At 35.8% G+C, this 18,962-nt stretch carries 18 protein-coding genes; 8 read left to right on the top strand and 10 right to left on the bottom strand.

Annotated elements, in window-relative coordinates:
• Nucleotides 1–226: 226 nt before the first annotated feature.
• Nucleotides 227–517 carry a hypothetical protein gene (locus K9N40_00005; GenBank protein ID MCF7812844.1) on the top strand — a complete coding sequence of 97 codons (291 nt, stop codon included), beginning with the start codon at nt 227–229 and terminating at the stop codon, nt 515–517.
• A 169-nt stretch (nt 518–686) separates the two neighbouring features.
• A complete protein-coding gene (locus tag K9N40_00010) occupies nt 687–824 on the top strand; it encodes a hypothetical protein (protein ID MCF7812845.1) in 138 nt (45 codons plus the stop codon).
• Between the two features lie 176 nt (nt 825–1,000).
• Here the strand turns inward: K9N40_00010 and gdhA are convergent, their stop codons facing one another.
• Both gdhA and K9N40_00020 read right to left on the bottom strand, forming a co-directional pair.
• Entirely contained in the window at nt 1,001–2,353 is a 1,353-nt protein-coding gene (gene gdhA, locus K9N40_00015) for an NADP-specific glutamate dehydrogenase (GenBank protein MCF7812846.1), read from the bottom strand.
• Between the two features lie 132 nt (nt 2,354–2,485).
• A complete protein-coding gene (locus K9N40_00020) occupies nt 2,486–5,440 on the bottom strand; it encodes a hypothetical protein (protein ID MCF7812847.1) in 2,955 nt (984 codons plus the stop codon).
• Nucleotides 5,441–5,635: 195 nt separating this feature from the next.
• Between K9N40_00020 and K9N40_00025 the strand changes: the two genes are divergently transcribed.
• Both K9N40_00025 and K9N40_00030 read left to right on the top strand, forming a co-directional pair.
• A complete protein-coding gene (locus K9N40_00025) occupies nt 5,636–7,168 on the top strand; it encodes a hypothetical protein (protein MCF7812848.1) in 1,533 nt (510 codons plus the stop codon).
• 9 nt (nt 7,169–7,177) lie between these two features.
• Nucleotides 7,178–8,044: a flippase-like domain-containing protein gene (locus K9N40_00030; protein ID MCF7812849.1), complete on the top strand. Its 867-nt coding sequence runs from the start codon at nt 7,178–7,180 to the stop codon at nt 8,042–8,044.
• On the opposite strand, the gene K9N40_00035 is transcribed toward K9N40_00030, so the two are convergent.
• From K9N40_00035 to rsmI, 6 genes are all read right to left on the bottom strand, one after another.
• Nucleotides 8,045–9,067 (bottom strand): SPASM domain-containing protein, encoded by a 1,023-nt coding sequence (locus K9N40_00035; GenBank protein MCF7812850.1) that lies wholly within the window; start codon nt 9,065–9,067, stop codon nt 8,045–8,047.
• A gap of 332 nt (nt 9,068–9,399) precedes the next feature.
• Nucleotides 9,400–10,749 (bottom strand): outer membrane protein transport protein, encoded by a 1,350-nt coding sequence (locus tag K9N40_00040; protein ID MCF7812851.1) that lies wholly within the window; start codon nt 10,747–10,749, stop codon nt 9,400–9,402.
• Between the two features lie 183 nt (nt 10,750–10,932).
• Nucleotides 10,933–12,219: an Ig-like domain-containing protein gene (locus tag K9N40_00045; GenBank protein MCF7812852.1), complete on the bottom strand. Its 1,287-nt coding sequence runs from the start codon at nt 12,217–12,219 to the stop codon at nt 10,933–10,935.
• Nucleotides 12,219–12,818 carry a recombination mediator RecR gene (recR, locus tag K9N40_00050; GenBank protein ID MCF7812853.1) on the bottom strand — a complete coding sequence of 200 codons (600 nt, stop codon included), beginning with the start codon at nt 12,816–12,818 and terminating at the stop codon, nt 12,219–12,221. Before recR ends, K9N40_00045 begins: the two co-directional genes overlap by 1 nt.
• Nucleotides 12,819–12,821: 3 nt before the next feature.
• A complete protein-coding gene (locus tag K9N40_00055) occupies nt 12,822–13,148 on the bottom strand; it encodes a YbaB/EbfC family nucleoid-associated protein (protein MCF7812854.1) in 327 nt (108 codons plus the stop codon).
• Between the two features lie 84 nt (nt 13,149–13,232).
• Nucleotides 13,233–14,054 (bottom strand): 16S rRNA (cytidine(1402)-2'-O)-methyltransferase, encoded by an 822-nt coding sequence (gene rsmI, locus K9N40_00060; GenBank protein MCF7812855.1) that lies wholly within the window; start codon nt 14,052–14,054, stop codon nt 13,233–13,235.
• 133 nt (nt 14,055–14,187) lie between these two features.
• Here rsmI and K9N40_00065 point away from each other — a divergent pair, with 133 nt between their 5' ends.
• From K9N40_00065 to K9N40_00080, 4 genes are all read left to right on the top strand, one after another.
• Nucleotides 14,188–15,855, top strand: coding sequence for a sensor histidine kinase (locus tag K9N40_00065; protein MCF7812856.1), 1,668 nt, complete (start codon nt 14,188–14,190; stop codon nt 15,853–15,855).
• 11 nt (nt 15,856–15,866) lie between these two features.
• Nucleotides 15,867–16,502, top strand: a complete 636-nt coding sequence (locus K9N40_00070; protein ID MCF7812857.1) for an HAD hydrolase-like protein — start codon at nt 15,867–15,869, stop codon at nt 16,500–16,502.
• Nucleotides 16,492–16,776 carry a GNAT family N-acetyltransferase gene (locus K9N40_00075; protein MCF7812858.1) on the top strand — a complete coding sequence of 95 codons (285 nt, stop codon included), beginning with the start codon at nt 16,492–16,494 and terminating at the stop codon, nt 16,774–16,776. Before K9N40_00070 ends, K9N40_00075 begins: the two co-directional genes overlap by 11 nt.
• 152 nt (nt 16,777–16,928) lie before the next feature.
• Nucleotides 16,929–17,279 carry a VOC family protein gene (locus K9N40_00080; protein MCF7812859.1) on the top strand — a complete coding sequence of 117 codons (351 nt, stop codon included), beginning with the start codon at nt 16,929–16,931 and terminating at the stop codon, nt 17,277–17,279.
• Between the two features lie 50 nt (nt 17,280–17,329).
• Here K9N40_00080 and K9N40_00085 read toward each other — a convergent pair whose 3' ends face one another.
• Both K9N40_00085 and acpS read right to left on the bottom strand, forming a co-directional pair.
• Nucleotides 17,330–18,553 (bottom strand): aminotransferase class I/II-fold pyridoxal phosphate-dependent enzyme, encoded by a 1,224-nt coding sequence (locus K9N40_00085; GenBank protein MCF7812860.1) that lies wholly within the window; start codon nt 18,551–18,553, stop codon nt 17,330–17,332.
• A gap of 16 nt (nt 18,554–18,569) precedes the next feature.
• On the bottom strand, nt 18,570–18,947 hold the full coding sequence (gene acpS / locus K9N40_00090) for a holo-ACP synthase (GenBank protein MCF7812861.1): 378 nt from the start codon (nt 18,945–18,947) through the stop codon (nt 18,570–18,572).
• Nucleotides 18,948–18,962: the final 15 nt, after the last annotated feature.

Raw genomic sequence — 18,962 nt, forward strand, 5'->3', positions numbered from 1 at the left:
TCTCGTTTTGCTTAATGCTGCGGTCTAATCGCACCTGTACGCTCGCTCCGCTTCGCTTAACATGTGCTTCCACGATTGTCTCACTAACTTGAGCAAGCTCAAGTAGGTGATCCGCACGTGGCACGCCCGCAGCATTATATCGCATCCAAAGAATAAAAAAGTTGATTTAAAGATTAAGTTCTAAAAGATCGTTTATGAATATGATAGAAAATTAATTGGAGGTTTTATGGACCAAAGAATATTTATTATTTTTGCTTTCTGTTTTTTACTTTTTGCTTTTACCTTATCCGCTCAGCCCGACTGGATACAACATTACGAACCATTTCAAATACCTATTATGGATTACAGTTACGATTCCGGTAACATTAAAGTTTTGGATGACGGCTGCTTCGTAGTAAACGGAACCTGTGCCGAAAGTGATGATATAATCGGCTGGTACAGCGAATTTGGGTTTCTTATCAAGTTTGATCCCAATGGCAACATAATCTGGGCAAAAAAAAGATTCTTTAGATTATAATCCTGAGATATGGGAGCACCAATCTGCAACCTTTGCCGTATTGCCGGATGATGGTTTTGTTTCAGCAGGCAGTGTCGGTTTGATGTTCAGGTTGACAGTTCTAATCCAAAGAGAGTAGTTTCCATCACGGTTGAGAAAACCGGCAAGCCATCAGCGTTCAACGGTGTTTATGAAAGGTGAAGACGGTATTGTTCATGAATTGAGAGTGAATGGTAAACCGGAAAAATGCCACAATGAAATATATCAGAAATTAAATCTCAAGTTCAAATTTAATCGGAAATATCATGATGTGAAAGTAAGAATGTAGTGCCCAAACAAAAAAGCCACCCTTGCAAAATAAGAACTTAGAGGCATTTTGCCGAAACTTGAGCTAAGAAACCTTGAAAAGGTTTATAAGGAAATATCATCCTCGTAAACCTTTTCAAGGTTAGCAAAAAAGCCCCCGAAAATCGAGGGCTTAGATATTTTAAGATATTAGTTAAATTAAACAATACCTTGATCGATCATTGAGTCTGCTACTTTGATGAAACCGGCTATATTAGCGCCTTTAACGTAATCTACGAAGTCACCGTCTGTACCATACTTCACACATTGTTCATGAATTGCGATCATGATGTTGTGCAGTCTTTCATCAACTTCTTCTCTTGTCCAGCTTAAGCGCAGGCTGTTCTGGCTCATTTCCAGTCCTGAAGTTGCTACGCCGCCAGCGTTTGCAGCTTTTCCCGGTCCGTACAGAATTTTAGCTTTCTGTAATACTTCCACACCTTCTGGAACTGTAGGCATATTAGCACCTTCGGAAAGAACTTTACATCCTGCAGCCACGAGAGCTTTGGCATGAGCTTCGCTGATTTCGTTCTGAGTAGCACTTGGCAGAGCAACATCAACTTTCTTGATCTCGTTTCCAACCAGATCCCAAACAGATTTTCCTGCATAATATTTTGCATTAGGATATTTTTCTACATATTCACTGATACGTGCACGCTTCACGTTTTTCAGTTCCATAATGTAGGCAAGTTTTTCAGTATCGATTCCGTCTTCGTCTACAATAGAACCAGAAGAATCGCAAAGTGTGATAACTTTTCCGCCATAGAAATTAACTTTTTCTGTACAATATTGAGCAACATTTCCAGCACCGGAAACAACACATGTTTTTCCAGCCCATTCGATGTCTTTGGTTTTCATCATTTCATTGGCAAAATAAACTTGGCCATAACCAGTAGCTTCTGGTCTGATCAAGCTTCCGCCCCAATTGAGAGCTTTTCCTGTAAGAACACCGGTAAACTCGTTACGAAGACGTTTGTACTGACCGAACATGTAACCGATTTCTCTTCCACCAACACCGATATCACCGGCTGGAACGTCTGTGTTTGGTCCAATGTGGCGTTGTAATTCTGTCATGAAGCTTTGGCAGAAACGCATAACTTCGTTGTCTGATTTTCCTTTTGGATCGAAGTTTGATCCACCTTTCCCACCACCCATAGGAAGTGTAGTCAGGCTGTTTTTAAATACTTGTTCAAAACCGAGGAATTTCAGAATACTGAGATTTACACTCGGATGAAAACGCAGTCCACCTTTGTAAGGACCAATTGCACTATTAAACTCAACACGGAATCCACGATTTACCTGAACCTCACCATTATCACGAACCCAAGGTACGCGGAACATGATAACTCTTTCCGGCTCTATCAATCTTTCTAAAACTTTTGCTTCTTTGTAAACCGGATTTGAATCATAAACAGGCCAAATAGATTCAACTACTTCTGTTACAGCCTGCATGAATTCAGGTTGTGCTGGATTTTTCGCTGCAACGTTTGCTAAAAATTCTTTCATTGTCATAAGAACCATCCTCTCATTTTTTAATTATGCGGAAATCTTAAAAACAAAGCTTATATGTCAAGGTTTTATAAAAAAATTTTCGGGAAGTTTTATGTAATCTCACACTGCATTTATTTGCTTGTTACACATACATTACTTTGTGATTATAGCATTTCCTGTTCTGCCGTCTATCTGAACTGAAATCGGTTGTTTCAATTTTACGCGTGAAACATAATTTCTTTTATTTTGAGCAGATTGGGAAAGAAGCCAGTTCCAGTCAATTTTATCGTTTTCAGAAGTGTGGGAAACCGTGAAATAAGCTACATTCATAGCCACCAGATTGTGGAAAAAATGACTTCCCTGAGAAGCTTCTACAGTGAAATTTTTCAAGCTTGTTTCCACGATAACTCTGGCTTTGTTTATTTGCTCCCAGCGTACTGGAATTCCCAGGAAACGATCGCTTGTTCCCCATCTTCCTGGTCCAATTAAAATATATTCCCGGTTTTCCTTCTGCATAAGCTTGTTCAATTCAAAAATTTCATCTGCAATTTTGAGTGTTTGTGTGTTATCAAATTTGAGTGGATTTACAAAAATTATGTCTTCGATGTTTTCGATGATACCATTCCCCATTCCTTTGGATGTGAATAATAGCAGATCATCACGATTGATATCTTCGATCTCCACGTGAACATTTTCTTTATTTACTGTTAGTGGACGTATCTGCAAAAGACTGAAAAGAGTGTTGTTATCTTCATCACGATCGACAGCAAATTCAATCTCGACTGGAATTCCAAACGAAATTTCACCGATCTGCAGAAGATCCTGCAGAATTTCCGGAATCGGCATCTTACCGTAATGGATCTGATTTCTAAAAGTAATCATGCGAGCTCCCTGCATGAATTCACCATCTACAAAACGCAGATGCTGATGATCCCACAATGAAGTAAGTTCTTTGAAATCTTTTTCTTTCATTTCGCTGGTAATATCGATCTTTTTGATGAATGAATCTTCATCTTGTGTTGCTCCCTGTTCAAATACATTCAAATTTACTGCATAGAAATATTGTTGATTGTTGGCAACGATCTCTTCCGCCTTCATCAGATCGATGCGAGGATAAGTAGGACAAAAACGCATAACTCTCTCACCATCGACTACAGAGCGACCCAATCCAATCGCCAGGGCGGCAATTCCATCCTGATGTTTTGTATCGAAAGATGGATAAAAGTTGTAAGATTGTGCAGCACCACTGAAAAGTGGAAAAAAAAGTTCATCTTTGGTTTTGTGTCCGACTATTTCCTGAATGATAACAGCCATTTTTTCTTCTTCTACTTTGTAATGAATGCTTTCAATGTAGTTCCTGGCTTTGGAAATGAAGACAGAAGAAAAAACAAGCTTAATCGCATCCGAGAGATGCTTTATCCTCATATCAATTTCAGGATGATTATTGGGCAGCATAAAAGTGTCATAAACGCCTGCAAATGGTTGAGACTGGGAGTCTTCCAGCAATCCTGATGAGCGAACGGTGATGGGATAATTCACTTTCTGCAGAAAACGGCGCAATATGTAGGTAAGGTTGTCAGAAAGCTCCGATTCGATGAATCTATCTTTGATCTCATCATCGGTTTTATCATTTACCCATTCACTCAGATCGTTGGATTCGATGAAATCATCAAATTCCCGGGTTCCTATTATGAAAGTTTTGGGAACTCTTACTTTTACATTTTCATATTTTGTATCGTATTCAACAGAAGTGATCAAATAATTCAAAAAAGAAAGCCCTCTACCCTTTCCTCCAAAAGAACCTTCTGCCAGAGAAACAACACTTCCCTCAATATCCAGATACTGCGGATCGAAGTTGATGATCTTTCCTTTGTTGCGGATTTTTCGAGCTTGGATAAAAGTATTCAGAAGCAAACTGCGTATTTCATCAGCACTATTAAAATCATCTACTTTTATCGCTTTTAATTTGCGAGCATAATGGAACTCGCTGTGAGCAGCCAGCCAGGAAGAAAAGTGATTTCGTTTGCCATGATACAACAAAGATTCGTCGGGAATTTCAGCCAGTTTTTCTTCAAAATCTTCCAAAGAAGTAGCTCGATTAATCTCATTTCCCTGCTTGTCTCTAAAGATGAAATCGCCAAATCCCAGATTTTCCACAATAAATCTGCTGAGATTATTAAGTAATTTTTTTGAATTCTTATGTAGAAAATATACATCGAACTTTTTTGCGACTTCTGCATTTTTAATATCAGAAGATTGCAGAATTATGGGACAATCTCTACCGCTTTTTTTTACGTATTCGATCAATTTTATTCCAGCTTTGGGATCGAGTACATTATTACAAGAATATTTCGTATCGGAAATGATGGCACTTACGAAATCACGATATCGTTCATAAGTTTCGATAGCTTCTTCAAAAGAATGACACAAAAGCACTTTGGGCCGGGCACGCATTCTCTGTCGTTTATTTACTTCGTTCAGCTCTTCTCCGATCAACCTTTGCGTCTGCTTTAGAATTACAGAATAAAGCACTGGATGGAATTTGGAATAATATTGAATTGAATCCTCTACCAGAAGCACCACACGAACATGACCTATTTCGGTATCGTTGGCTACATTCCATTTATCTTCCAGATATTTTACCATGGAAAGAAATATTTTACTGTCTCCATGCCAGATGAAAACATTTTCAATATTCTGCATTTTTTCACTGTTCTTATCGATCAAACCAAGATCGCTGGCTACGTTCAAAAGTAGAAGTACGGGCAGATCAGGATAGAGCTTTTTGATCTCATCACTAAGTTCAAAAGGAGAAACCTCTCCAATTCGCATCATTGTGATGACCAGATCATACTTTTTTTTCTTCAGCATTTCGATGGCTTTCTGGCCGGTTGGAACGCTGGTAACTCTTGGTGCGGTACTCAAATTCAGCTGCATATATTCGCCATGCAGTTGCTCCGATAATCTGCCATCCTGCTCAAAAATATAAGCATCGTAAAAAGTGGAAACAAGCAGGATATTTTTTATCTTTTTCTGCATCAATTCATGAAAAGCATCATCACCGTATTTGAACTGGTTAAATTTCACATTCAATTCATCTAAATTCATCACATTCCTCATCTAAATAATTATAGTTTTTAAATATTCTAGATTTATCACACTGTCAAGTATTGAAAAATGATTCGATCACATAAACTTCGCAATTGTTTTCTGATCATGTAGTTAGCTCGTATCCTCTCGCTTTTAGCTTGACACAAAGTTCAAACTGAGGATTCTTTTCCAAAATTTAAATTAGGATTTTTTATGAATAGATATTTTGTTCTTTCGTTTTTATTGGTTATATTTGTGTCATTATCCTTAAATTCCCAAGGCATTAGTTACAAACCCACTAATGAATCTTACGATCTAAACTGGGAAAAACCAGATCTTAGAAGTCAAACTCATCAATCAATATTATATGAGCATTCTGAGGAATTCAATTATTTCGAAGCTGTAAATGATAGTTCTTATTTTGCTTTAACGAACTCTTCAACTTTTAAAAACGCAGTAGTAAAACTTTTTACAGAGAAAAGAAATAACTCCAGATTCTATTTTAGAAAAAAGCAATTCCCAAATTATTTTGATGAAAAACCACTGACAACAAAATTGGAAGTGAAACTTTACTGCGGAAATGATTTCGCCGGAAATGATGAAGACAGATATTTTTTCCCTTATTACGGTTTTAATTTAAATGGTTATCTCACCAGGAGATTCCTGTTTTATGCAGATTTCTGGTCTGGGCATTATTTTGGTGATAGAGATTTTGCAGAGCAGGCAGAACTTATAAATAGTTGGACACAGAATTCCGATGACGGAAAGCAAATATTTTTGGATAATGCCCGCGGAAAAATGCTATATTATCCAATGGATTTCTGGTCAGTAGCAATCGGTAGAGGAAAATATGAGATCGGGAATAATATTGGCGGTAGTATTATTCTAAGTGATAATTGTGTTGATTATGGTTATTTTTCCACCAAATTTGATTTTGAAAAATTCTATGTACATTTTCTGCATGGATCCTTGATTGCAGACAGCACTCTTACCGGCGAGAAAGACTATCCAGACAAGTATCTTGCTACTCATAAATTTGGCTGGAAGCCTTCCCAAAAATTAGAATTATTCTGGGGAGAGCATGTTGTTTATGGTGCTCAAGCCATAAACCCTAGTTATTTGATCCCTTTCACATATTGGCGTGGAACAGAACACAATCTTTCCGATCGAGATAATGTATTAATCTATTTTGGAACAAATTATACTAGTAATAAATCACTGTTCTATTTTAATTACATTTTTGATGAATTATCGTTTTCCAAACTTACTGAAAGTTCATGGATGAATAAATATGCTATTCAAACCGGAATTTCAACATACCTGTCAGATACTATCAGGCTGACTGGTGAATTCACTGCTGTTCGACCCTGGATTTATACACATGAATCTTTACATGGCAAATTCTCAAATTATGGAAGAAGTCTTGGCTTTCCGGATGGAACAAATCTTATTCAGTATGCTATGGAATGCAGCTGGAATATCAAGGATAATTTGAATATAGTAACTCATGCTTCTTATACAAGACAGGGCAGTGTGGGAAACAACTTTGCAATAAATTATAATGACAGACCCAGCGATACTGTACATTGGCTGGAAGGAAGTATAACCGATACAGCAAAAACTATTTTGATTGTTGACTGGCAGCCATTATCGCATCATCGTTTTAGAACCAGTTTGATCTCCACCAGAATCGCTGAAAATGATATTGAGCATGAATTGATGCTGAGTTATCAAGTGCAATATTAAGAAAATATTATGCAGAGACTCTTGAAAAATCGTCTTTTCTTTTACTTCAAGATAGTTGTAACGATTATTATCCTGTATTTCGTGTTTCGAAAGATCGATTTAGTTGTTCTAATTAATTCCTTTAAGCAGATTTCACTTCCTGTTATATTGGCAATGTTCATCACCACAGTTATCAAGATCTATATAGAATACAAGAACTGGGGACATTATCTTTCCATAAATCCTGACTATAAATTACGTCCTCGAGATATATTTAAATCTCACATGATCGGTCATTCTCTTAGTTTGATTATTCCCGGTGGTTTGGGAGTAGCCGGAAAAGTTTTCTTCTTGGATAATTCCAAAGGTCACACTTTTATGTCTTTGGGAGTAGAAAAATTTTTCCAAATTTGGATAAATCTGCTTTTTGCCAGTTTTGCTGCTATTTTCTATTTCAGGAAAATGAATATTCTTATTCCGATCGTAGTATTTGTTTTTGTGATATTTCTTCCTCTTTTTATCTATTGGATCAAGCATTTGAATCGCCGAAAAAGCATAGAAAAATATTTCCGAGAATACATCAAAATATTACCACGTGTCAGCTTTATGCAGATTACATATATGTTTATAACGATTTTTCAATACTTTGTACTTGTAAATGTATTTCTGAAGTATCACATTTTTTCGGCAATTATCTCGGTTCCATTGATTTTGTCTTCAAATCTAATTCCGATAACTTATGCCGGTTTGGGGCTCAGGGAAAAATTTGCGATTGAAATATTCTCAAAATATGCAATTTCTTCCGAAATAGCTGTAGCTGTAACTTTAACGATTTTCTTGTTTAATTCAGTTCTTCCAGCTTTGGTAGGAATTGTTTTATTTATGAGAAAAAAATAATCAGACTTTCGTTTCTTCCAGTTTTATACTAACACCTTCCAGACAGTTTCTACATACAGGAATTTGCTTTCTATCTTTTAGAATTTGATTGCGGATTTTCATGATACTTTTGCTTTTCCAGAGTTTTTCAAGTTTTTCATCTTTTACATTTCCGATCTTGAATTCACCTTCTTTATCAAAACAGCAGATCGCTACATCACCATTCCAATTAACAACGGCATTTGTCCAGATTCTGCGGCACTGGTTTTTAATCCCGTATTTCAATTCAAAATCTTCACCTTTCACTTTATAACGTCGATATTTGGGATTTTTGGGCAGAAAATTATGAACATCCTCTTTGGAATAAATTTGGATGCTTTTAAGTTCCAGATTATCAACTTCCAGCGCTGCAGCCATTCTTTTTATTTCATCCAATTCATGTTCGTTGTGTTTCATCACCAGAAATTGCCAGCGTAAAATGGGGTTATTTCTTCTTAGTTTCTTTCTGGCAGTTACTATTTTTTTTACATTGTTCAAAACATTTTCAAGTTTTCCATTTACGCGATATTTGTTGTAAGTCTTCTGGTTTGTTCCATCCAGTGATATTATCATCGAATCCAAACCTGAATTTACAATATCCTCTCCATCGATATCGAGATTTCCATTTGTGGAAACTAAGGTGAATAAATCGTGATCAGATGCATATTTTACCATTTTATTGAATTCTATATTCAAATAAGGTTCTCCCTGATTCCATAAAACCACCATCAATGACTTTTTATGCACTTCATCAATGATCTTTTTAAAAACATCAAAGCTCATGAATCCTTTCTGCCTTTTCAATGTGTCATTTCCTGTTGGACAAAGTGGACATTTCAAGTTGCAGACATTCGTAGGTTCTATCATGATAATTGGTGGAAAACCCCAATAAAAAGCTCTTCTGAAAATTAGTGAAAGCAGATAAGAAAAATAAACTTTTATGACGTTTATAAATCTACGAAAAGTAAAACTCTTTCTAACAAATCTAATATTTTCTTTTAACATGAGGAACTTCAAAAATTATTCAATTTTGGTGTCAATATATAATAAAAAACTTGTATCCCCGAAAAATTTGGAAGGTATAAACCTGATTTATTTTAATAAATGAAATTGTTGCTATTCTACCCGTCTAAAATCTTATCCAGCAAAGCCCACGAATTTTTTAACCTGTGAAATCAATTCAATTTCACCGGGTCATTCATGGGAATCTTGATACGAGAAATATTTCTGACAACGGTTTCAACCGTTTACACTGAAAAATAAATATTTTTCGGGTGATGCGCAATAATAAAAAAGCCCCGCTGAAAAGCAGCAGGGCTTAATTTTAAATATTAATTTTAGAATTTGTAACCTGCACCGAATGAGAAAGCAAAAATATCGATATTGTGTTTACCAGGCATATTATGAGGAGAAGCTTCTACATCTCTTTCTCCACCAATAAGATATTCAGCACCAAAATCTACAACAAAATTGTTTTTATGGAATCCAAATCCACCCGTAACAACAGTGTAAGTACCTGATGGGAATAAAATTGTAAGTGTTTCATCAGGTGAAGGAGCAGGATCATAATACAAACCGCCACGTAAATCTAAACAAGGTCTAAGTGCATATTGCGCTCCAAAACGAATCTGAGTTTGATCTTCCCATTCTAAAACCATTTCTTCTTCAGTTTCACCACCAAGTGCATCGGGGAATTGCAAAATAACATCGATTTTATCCAAAGAGCTCCACTGAGAATATTGTGCATCGAGTGTTATTGTTAGTTTTTCTGTGGCTTCATAAGCAAGACCACCAGCAATCCATGTAGGCCATTCGATATCTAATTCAGTATCGATTTCTGCCATTTCTTCTGTAAGGCCAGGAATTGGGATAGCAGCGAAAGCAGCATTTTCAAAAGCTGCGTCACCTTCAAATTCAACATTAACCGGAGATCGGTAACTGAGACCAATACTTAAGTTATCCATAGGTTTGTACATCAAGCCTAAAGCAGCTCCAAATCCTAATCCTGTCACATCAATTGCCTGCTGAGTATCCAGCATTCCATCTTCAGCACCCATTGCAAAAGTACCAAAACCGGCACTTGTAGGATCAAGATCGTAGCCAAAGAAATCTGCACCTCGTTTTAATTCCAGCATTCCATAATAAATATTAGCTGCTAAACCAACAGAAAATTTTTCGTTTACTGCGTAAGATATAGCAGGGCTGAAATCAATAACCGCAATTTCACTCATCCAGTCGAATTCAATACCGTAAAAGGCATTTGGGAAGTTTCCACCTGGATCAAAAGCAGCAGGTCCGTTGAAAGCTAAAAGGTCTTCTCCATCCCATTCAGCACCCAAACCAGCAGGAACATAAATTCCAAATCCTAAACCGATATTTCCCATTTTATAATTTGCAAAAATATTGGGGCTCACATAATGATTTTTCTTAGCTTCAGCTTCAATAGCATAAGTTTCATATTCATATTTCGCCATAGGAATAATATCTGCTACTGAGGCATGGATCGCCTTTGCCTGCCATGATAATCCTGCAGGATTCCAATAGATAGCGGAACCGTCATCGGCCAGACCAACAAATGCGCCACCCATTCCTAAAGCTTTTGGCCCTATACTATTTAAGCTGAGACCGTTTGCAAACAAACCTGTGGTTAATAATAGTACTACAAAAAGACTGAATAATTTTTTCATTTCTTCTCCTCTGATTTTTTTTTATTATTTCTACTTTTTCATTTTCTGAATTGAACCGAACAATTCTCCTGATTTCGAAATTAACACACGCTATTATACTTTAACATTCAATAAAACGATAACCAAGAGGTTGAATGTGATTCATCATGTCAAGAATTTTGCTAAATAGAAAGTTAAACGTCGTTAACGAAAAATCACTATGAAATCAATTTCATAGGGTTTGGAAATCTCGTTTTCATTAAAGTCATTTGCCAAAATGGAAAGTTTATAGGAAGAATAGTTATCCAGATCATGCAAAGGTACAAATTTACACAATTTGGAATCAGCCTGTACGATCTTTATAGGAACGGTCTTTTTCTGTTCCATATCTTGCAAAGAGATATTCAGATCTGTATTTCGGATAATCTCATCAAACACAATTGAAAAAGTTTGATAAGATTCTTTAATCGTATCTCCATTTTTTGGATAAGAATCCAGGATTACCGGTGGAATAGAATCGTTTATAACCGCACCATCAAACACGATAGAAACACTGTCATTTATATTATTTTTTGTGTCGAGTAAATCATAGAAATATGCAATATATTGCAAGGTATCCATCTTGGAAGTGATGAGTGTAAGAACGTCAATCTCCAAATATTCAGACAGAATATCATGTTTTTTGGGAAAGGAATCTTTGGTTGTAATTTCGACTTTTGAAAAATCCAGAACAGGTTCATCAAAAGTGATTTGGACTTGATTATCCCAAACAGCATTTGCTGATCTGATCGCAGGCTTCAAAGTATCTTCATAAGCCATTTCCACATTAATTGAAGTAAATTCTGCAGAATCAAGATAAGCATAAAAATATGGTTCGTCTCCATAATCATATTTTTTGTTCCTGTTCTTGTCTGCATAAGCTTCCAGAATATGATCGGTATTATTCAAATTGGTAAATTCAAAGGCAGACGTGTTGATTATTTGACTCGTAATAAATGTGGAATCTGGAGCCATTAAAGTAAAATTTACCTTAAGATTTTTATCTTCATTTTTTTCCCAGTTCAGCTTTCCGCTTATTCTGTTATCATTTAGTTTTCCACTGGAAAAAATGTAGGTATATTGCTTATCAAGTTCGTTATTGTGTTCACCTTTTATCGAAGTTTGAAAAGTGAAAAAATAATTCGTGTTCTCTTCCAGTTTTTCCAGGATTTTAATGGTTAATACGTTTTTATCCCATTTGAATTTCTTCTGCAATATCGGAGGATAAATATACAATCCGCTGATTATTGTATTTCTTTCGATTGGTTTGGAAAACACAACTTCTATATCGGAATCTGAAATATCAGATAACTCCAGGGGCGAAATGGACAATATTTCCGGTTTTACAGTATCTTTTTTTCCGCCGGTAGGACTTTTTCGATGACCACAACCCAAAATCAGCAGCATTGCAGCAACAGTCAAAAAAATAATTTGAATTGTTCTCTTTGTCATCAATCTTTTACTGAATAACGCCTTTTGAGAGCATTTCCCAACGTAATCGGGCTTGTATATTCCAGGTCTCCACCAAATGGTAAACCAGTTGATAATCGAGTTATATTCACATTCTTATCTTCAAGATGTGATGCAATGAAACTAATCGTACTTTCACCTTCTGCAGAAGGATTCAAAGCCAATATCAATTCCTCAGTATTTTCAGATTCCATCAATTGCATAAGTTGAGGAAAGTTGATTTCATTGGGACCGATCCCATCCAAGGGTGAAAGTAATTTTCCTAAAACGAAATAACGACCATGAAACTCATGCGTATTTTCGATCAGATGAATATCCTGTGTATTTTCTACCACGCAAAGATGATCACTCTGACGAGAAGTATCACTACAAAACCTGCATGGATCGGTTTCTGTAAGCATATTGCAAACCGAGCAATGCGTGAAATTCTCTACAGCTTTTTGTATGGAATCTGCCAGATCCAATGCTTGAATTTTATCACCGGCAACAATATGCATCGCCAGTCTTTGAGCGGATTTATTGCCAATACCTGGCAATCTTTTTAAATTTTGGACAAGTTCGCCCAGCAAGCCTTCGAACATGAATTAAAACATTCCAGGAATTTTCATGCCACCTGTCAATTTGCCAAGTTCGTTTTCACTGCTCTGAGCCACTTTTTCCTGTGCTTCGTTCAAAGCTGCAATAATAAGATCTTCCAGCATTTCAATATCGTCGGGGTCAACGACCTCCGGATCGATCTTGATAGAAAGAACCTGGTGCTTTCCATTCATTTCTACTTTCACCATACCGCCACCGGAAGTTCCTTCCACAACTTTATTAGCCAGTTCTTCTTGAGCTTTTGCCAAATCCTGCTGCATTTTTTGTGCCTGTTTCATCAGGTCTTTCATGCCTTTCTTTCCACCTGGGAACATATTTTCAACTCCTATAAATTTAATATTTAACTTATCAATTTTCTACGGTAAAATATTTCTTTGCTATTTCTCACGTCAATCAAATTAAAGCTTTAAAGACAAAGCGTAAATTCTATTTCTGGGTTCTTTTGCTTCTGATGAGATTTTTTTCACTGCTTCTTTTTTGGAAATTCCTTTATCAATTTCTGTTTTCAACATTTCTAAAAGCACATCATCAGATAGTTCTACAGCTCGAGCTCCTTCGACCAGTAAAATAAATTCACCTTTCATAGTTATTTTATCTGGATTAGATAAAAATTCACTGAATTTGCAACGATAATAAGTTTCATGGATCTTGGTCAACTCTCTGGCAATTACAGAATTCCTGTCTCCCAAATTTTCATGTAAATATTTAATTGTTTTAATAATTCGATGAGGAGCTTCATAAAAAATCAATGTAGATTTCAGTTTAGAAATCGATTCCAGAAGTTCCGTTTTTTCCGTTTCCTTTTCAGGTAGAAATCCCGCAAAGAAAAACTGTTTACAATCCAAACCGGAAGCTACCAGAGCCGGAACGAAAGCAGCTGCACCCGGTAAAGCTTCTACATCAAATTTATTATTCAATACTTCCTTGATTATTATTTCAGCCGGATCGGAAATGCCTGGAGTTCCGGCATCGGAAATGATAGCTACATCTTCCCCATTATTTAAATGATTCAATATCTTTTCTACTCGCGATCTTTCGTTGAATTTGTGATAACTGAAAAGCTGAGTTTCGATCTTGAAATGTTTCATCAATTTGGCAGAAGTTCGTGTATCTTCAGCTCCGATTATAGCAACCTTCTGTAAAATTTCTATACTTCGCAGCGTTATATCACCCAAATTTCCGATCGGGGTGGGAATGATATATAATTTTCCTTTTTTCATAAATTCAAATTTTATGATCTAATGATTTGAGCAAGTATTTTATTTATCAGTATCTTTTATTGTTTAATTATTTGACATAGTAACACAAATTATAATTAATGAAAAAAATATTCATTTTTTATATGAGGTGAAGATGGTAAGAAAATTACCCAGCCACAAAAAGAAATTGATCATTTCTTTAAGTGTTTTATTGATAATAGGTTTTTTAACAACTAGTTTAGTAAGTTATTTTGTAGCACTTTCTTCCTTACGTTCTCAAATTTCCAGCACCGAATTACCGCTAACCAGCGACAATGTTTACAGCGAAATTCAAAGAGATCTCTTCCGCCCTATCATCATTTCCTCAATGATGGCGAATGATACTTTTCTGCAAAATTGGATAGCTGGTGGTGAAAAGAATATCACTGAGATCACAAACTACTTGTCTGCTATCGTGCAAAAATACAACTTTTTTACCAGTTTTTTTGTTTCAGAAACAACCAGGATTTATTACCAATCTAAGGGTATTTTAAAAATAGTGCAGGAAGATGAAGAACGTGACAAATGGTATTTCCGAGTAAAAATAATGAAGGAAGAATACGAGATTAATATTGATCCTGATATGGCAAATAACGATGTAATGACTGTTTTTATTAACTACAAAGTATTCGATAATCGTGGAAATTTCCTGGGAGCTGCAGGGGTTGGGCTGGAGATTAAAACCTTAGTTGAATTTCTGGATAAATACAGCGAAAAATATAATAGAAATATTTATCTTGTCGACAATGATGGAAATATAGTTCTGCATAATAATTCTCTTCCAGATACTTATCAAAAGATCCATCAAATGAATGGCATCAATGCCCTGGTGGATAGTTTATTATCTTCCACCAGAAAAATGCTGAAATTTAATAGAGATAAAAGCACTGTTCATTTGAATACAAGATTTATACCAGAACTTAACATGCATTTATTTGTAGAGAAGATTGAAAATAAAACTATGAAGAATATTAATAATGCACTGATCATTAACTTAGTTTTATTTATTGTTATAACTACAATCATTATTCTATTAACAACTATTACAATAAATATTTATCAGAAATTTGCCAATAAACAGCAAATCGAGATCTATGAAAAAAATACTGAGTTACAGAATAAAAATGAGGATCTTGAACAATTGATACAAGAAAAAAGTGCAGCCTTAGAGCAAAACAATCTTTTGATGCGGGAAATGAATCATCGAGTAAAGAACAATTTAGCAACAATACAGAGTTTGCTCCGAATACAATCATCAGAAGTAAAAGATGATACATCACGCATGGCATTAAAAGAAAGTGAAAGCCGCTTGAAATCCATCACTCATCTGCATCAGATGCTTTCCCGGAAAATAGATCTTTCAAAAATCAGCGTTACGAAATATGTGCAAAATCTTGTAAACGATGTATTGAAGTCGTTCGATGTAAATACAGATAAGATCAGGGTCGAAATGGAAGTTGAAGATATTGAACTCGATATGAATGTTTTAATTCCATTTGCTCTTATTCTGAACGAACTTCTTACAAATTCTTTAAAATATGCCTTCCCGGATAATGAAGGTAAAATCAATATTTTTATAAATAGTGTAGACGATATGAATTGCCAGTTAACGTTTATTGATAATGGTATCGGCTTACCTGAAAACTTTAACATCAAGGAAACTGATTCATTGGGAACTCAGATAGTTTCCATGCTGGTTTCGCAGATCCATGGAGATTTAAGTTTTAATTCGAAGAAAAATAAAGGAACTGAATTTTTTATAAAGTTCCCGACCAAAAAATAGAGGTAACATAATTGAAATACAGATTGATCATTTTTGATTTTGATGGAACTCTGGCTGATACGTTCGACTGGTTTGTAAAGAATATTAGATTGATGGCTGATAAATATAAATTCAAAAACGTAACAGATGATGAAATTTCAAAGTTGAGAGATAATGATGTAAAATTTATGATGAAATATGTAGGCTTTCCAAGTCTGAAACTTCCGATTATAGCAACTCAAATGAGAAATCAGATGACCAGAGAAATAGATAATATAAAATTGTTTCCCGGCATTCCAGAAATACTTCGTAAATTAACTGAAGCAAATTTCAAAATATCCGTCGTCAGTTCCAATTCCACGAGAAATGTAAAACATGTTCTGGGGCAAGAACTTTGTGATCTAATCGATCATTTTGAATGTGGTGTATCGATGTTCGGCAAGGAAAGTAAATTGACCAAAGCTGTAAAGAAAAGCAACTCAAAGTTTGAAGAATCAATTTACATTGCAGATGAGCTCAGGGATATCGAAGCTGCTCATAAATTGGCAATGGCTTTTGGCGCAGTAAGCTGGGGTTACACAAATTCAGAAGCTCTAAAAGAGAAAAATCCTGAAGTAATTTTTGAAAATGTTTCAGATATTTACGATAAATTGATCGATGAAAATTGACATAAATCCTGCCTCCAGGAAAAGATATGATGCCTTATTTGAACTGATGTTCAGTGAAACTGGTACTTATTTGGAACGATCTCTTGATCTACTTAAAATGAATAAAGCACAATTCAAAGAAGTTTTCGATAACACAGGAAAAAAATATGAGATCTTTTTTGATGATAAATTCGCAGGATTTTTCTGGATCGAAAACAGAAACGATACAACCCATATTCATGCTTTGATAATTTTCAAGAAATTTCGTAGAAAAGGTATCGGTAATTATGTTTAGAAGCACATTGAGGAAACGGTTTCCTCATCAAGAATAGAATTGGGAGTTCACGAATCAAATACATCTGCAAAAAAATTGTACATCAATTCTGGATATGAAATCAAAACAAACTTAGAAGATCATGAATTTATAATTTTACAGAAAGAGGTAAAATGAAAACCCCACATAGAATTGAATGGATCGTACTTCCTGCAAGGAATCTGCAGAAAGCTAAAGAATTTTACTCCAAAATATTTGGATGGAAGATTACAAATTACACTAAAGATTTCTGGTTATTTGATGCAGATACAATTCATGGTGGATTCGATCCAAATTTAAATTCTTACAATGATGGTATTAGATTTTCTATAACTGTAGACGATATAATTGAAACTCTTGAAGAAATTGAAAATTCTGGAGGAAAAACCATAAAAGAAAAATTTGAGATTGCTCCTGGATTTGGTTATTGTGCTCAGTTCAAAGATCCAAATGGTAATGTTTTAGAATTGTGGAGTGAAAAATAAAAAACAGGGAATGAAAAATCACTCCCTGTTCATATTAACTTCTTTTTTTATTACTTCTTATAATTTGCTAAAATCTCCAGAACTTTATCAATGTCTGCTTCTGTGTGATCTGCATTTACCTGGAATCTGATCTCTTCATCACCTTTTGGCACTACTGGGAAGTTCAAGCCAGTTCCCAGAACACCATTTTTCGTGAGGTATTTTACTAGTTTAGTTGTTTCAGCTGTATCTCGAACCATGAGAGGAACAACAGGATGCGGTCCTTCTATAGTTTCAAAGCCAAGAGCTTTAAGGCCATCTTCGAATTTCTTGGTCATTGCAGAAAGATGTTCCAGTCTTTTCACACCCCAATCGCTATCGATCATCTCCAGAACCTTAAGTGTTGCCGCAGCTTCCGAGCAGGTGATCGGATTGGAATAAATATACATAGGAGCTTGTTCGCGAAGGTATTCAATTACTGTATCTGAAGCAACAACATAGCCACCGTTCACGCCAAAAGCTTTGCCCAGAGTACCGATCAGAATATCAACTTTTGCACCGGTATATTCTTCGGTTCCACGTCCTGTTTTACCAAAAGCACCAACACCATGAGAATCATCGGCTATCGTGATAACACCCTCATCGAATTTGTCATCAAACTCAGCACAGATTTTTGTCAGTTCGTCGAATGGTGCAAAATCTCCACGCATCGAAAAGATTCCATCCGTTACAACAATACAACGTTTACCTTTGCCTACAGCTTCTTTCATCTTTGCTTCCAGATCTGCCATATCGTTGTGTTTGTAGATAAGCTTGGCAGCAGGACGGGAAAGACGCATTGCCTGGATTATGCAGTTATGATTTAATTCATCGGAAACCACAACTGTTTCTTTGGTTGTTAGCGGAAAGATCACACCCAAGCTTGTCACATAAGCCGAGCTGAAAATCATTCCGGCTTCACGACCGTGGAATTTTGCCAGCTTCTTTTCCAGAGCGATGTGTGGAGTATGAGTTCCACTGATGAAACGAACAGCACCCGGACCTACACCAAATTCCTGTGCAGCAGCTTCTTCCGCTTCAATCACATCAGGATTCATAGACATTCCCAGATAGGAATTCGCATTCATTTTGATGAATTCTTTTTCGTCGTATCCTTCCAAAAGATAACGCGGACCAAATTCACCTTCTGCTTTTTTGATCTTCTTGATTACAAGCTCTTCACCTTTGTCGCGTCCGGAAGCTCGCAAATCTTCCAGATTCTTATAAAGAGCTTCATTTAATTTTTTTAAAGCCATAAATCTCTCCTATATTTTATTTTTTTTCGATTACAACTACAGCTGTGGCATAATCTTTGAGATGAGCAATAGAAACATGGGCAATTTCGTATTTTCCTGCTTCGAAAATTTCTTTTGTTTTGCCATGTAAAAAGATCTCCGGTTTGCCCAGTTTATCGTTAATTGTTTCAATCTCAGAAAACTTAAGACCATTAGCCCAACCTGTTCCCATAGCTTTCAGGAAGGCTTCTTTTACAGCAAACCTGCCGGCAAAATTCTGAGATCCATTTTTAAATTTTCGGCAATATTCAATTTCTGTTTTAGTAAACACTTTTGCCAAAAATTTCTCATCTCTATCACAAAGTTTTTCCACTCTCTTCACTTCTATTATATCAATGCCGATACCAGCGATCAAAATTTCATCCTTTTC

This window comes from Candidatus Cloacimonadota bacterium, assembly GCA_021734245.1.
Taxonomy (GTDB): Bacteria; Cloacimonadota; Cloacimonadia; order Cloacimonadales; family TCS61; genus B137-G9.

Excerpts from the sequence above, each read along its gene's own strand:
- rsmI (MCF7812855.1), bottom strand. The coding sequence starts at position 14,054 with ATGAAAAAAGGAAAATTATATATCATTCCCACCCCGATCGGAAATTTG.
- K9N40_00005 (MCF7812844.1), top strand. The coding sequence starts at position 227 with ATGGACCAAAGAATATTTATTATTTTTGCTTTCTGTTTTTTACTTTTT.
- K9N40_00080 (MCF7812859.1), top strand. The coding sequence starts at position 16,929 with ATGAAAACCCCACATAGAATTGAATGGATCGTACTTCCTGCAAGGAAT.
- K9N40_00040 (MCF7812851.1), bottom strand. The coding sequence starts at position 10,749 with ATGAAAAAATTATTCAGTCTTTTTGTAGTACTATTATTAACCACAGGT.
- K9N40_00025 (MCF7812848.1), top strand. The coding sequence starts at position 5,636 with ATGAATAGATATTTTGTTCTTTCGTTTTTATTGGTTATATTTGTGTCA.
- recR (MCF7812853.1), bottom strand. The coding sequence starts at position 12,818 with ATGTTCGAAGGCTTGCTGGGCGAACTTGTCCAAAATTTAAAAAGATTG.
- K9N40_00075 (MCF7812858.1), top strand. The coding sequence starts at position 16,492 with ATGAAAATTGACATAAATCCTGCCTCCAGGAAAAGATATGATGCCTTA.
- K9N40_00035 (MCF7812850.1), bottom strand. The coding sequence starts at position 9,067 with ATGTTAAAAGAAAATATTAGATTTGTTAGAAAGAGTTTTACTTTTCGT.
- K9N40_00010 (MCF7812845.1), top strand. The coding sequence starts at position 687 with ATGAAAGGTGAAGACGGTATTGTTCATGAATTGAGAGTGAATGGTAAA.
- K9N40_00055 (MCF7812854.1), bottom strand. The coding sequence starts at position 13,148 with ATGTTCCCAGGTGGAAAGAAAGGCATGAAAGACCTGATGAAACAGGCA.
- K9N40_00030 (MCF7812849.1), top strand. The coding sequence starts at position 7,178 with ATGCAGAGACTCTTGAAAAATCGTCTTTTCTTTTACTTCAAGATAGTT.
- K9N40_00085 (MCF7812860.1), bottom strand. The coding sequence starts at position 18,553 with ATGGCTTTAAAAAAATTAAATGAAGCTCTTTATAAGAATCTGGAAGAT.
- gdhA (MCF7812846.1), bottom strand. The coding sequence starts at position 2,353 with ATGACAATGAAAGAATTTTTAGCAAACGTTGCAGCGAAAAATCCAGCA.
- K9N40_00065 (MCF7812856.1), top strand. The coding sequence starts at position 14,188 with ATGGTAAGAAAATTACCCAGCCACAAAAAGAAATTGATCATTTCTTTA.
- K9N40_00020 (MCF7812847.1), bottom strand. The coding sequence starts at position 5,440 with ATGAATTTAGATGAATTGAATGTGAAATTTAACCAGTTCAAATACGGT.
- K9N40_00045 (MCF7812852.1), bottom strand. The coding sequence starts at position 12,219 with ATGACAAAGAGAACAATTCAAATTATTTTTTTGACTGTTGCTGCAATG.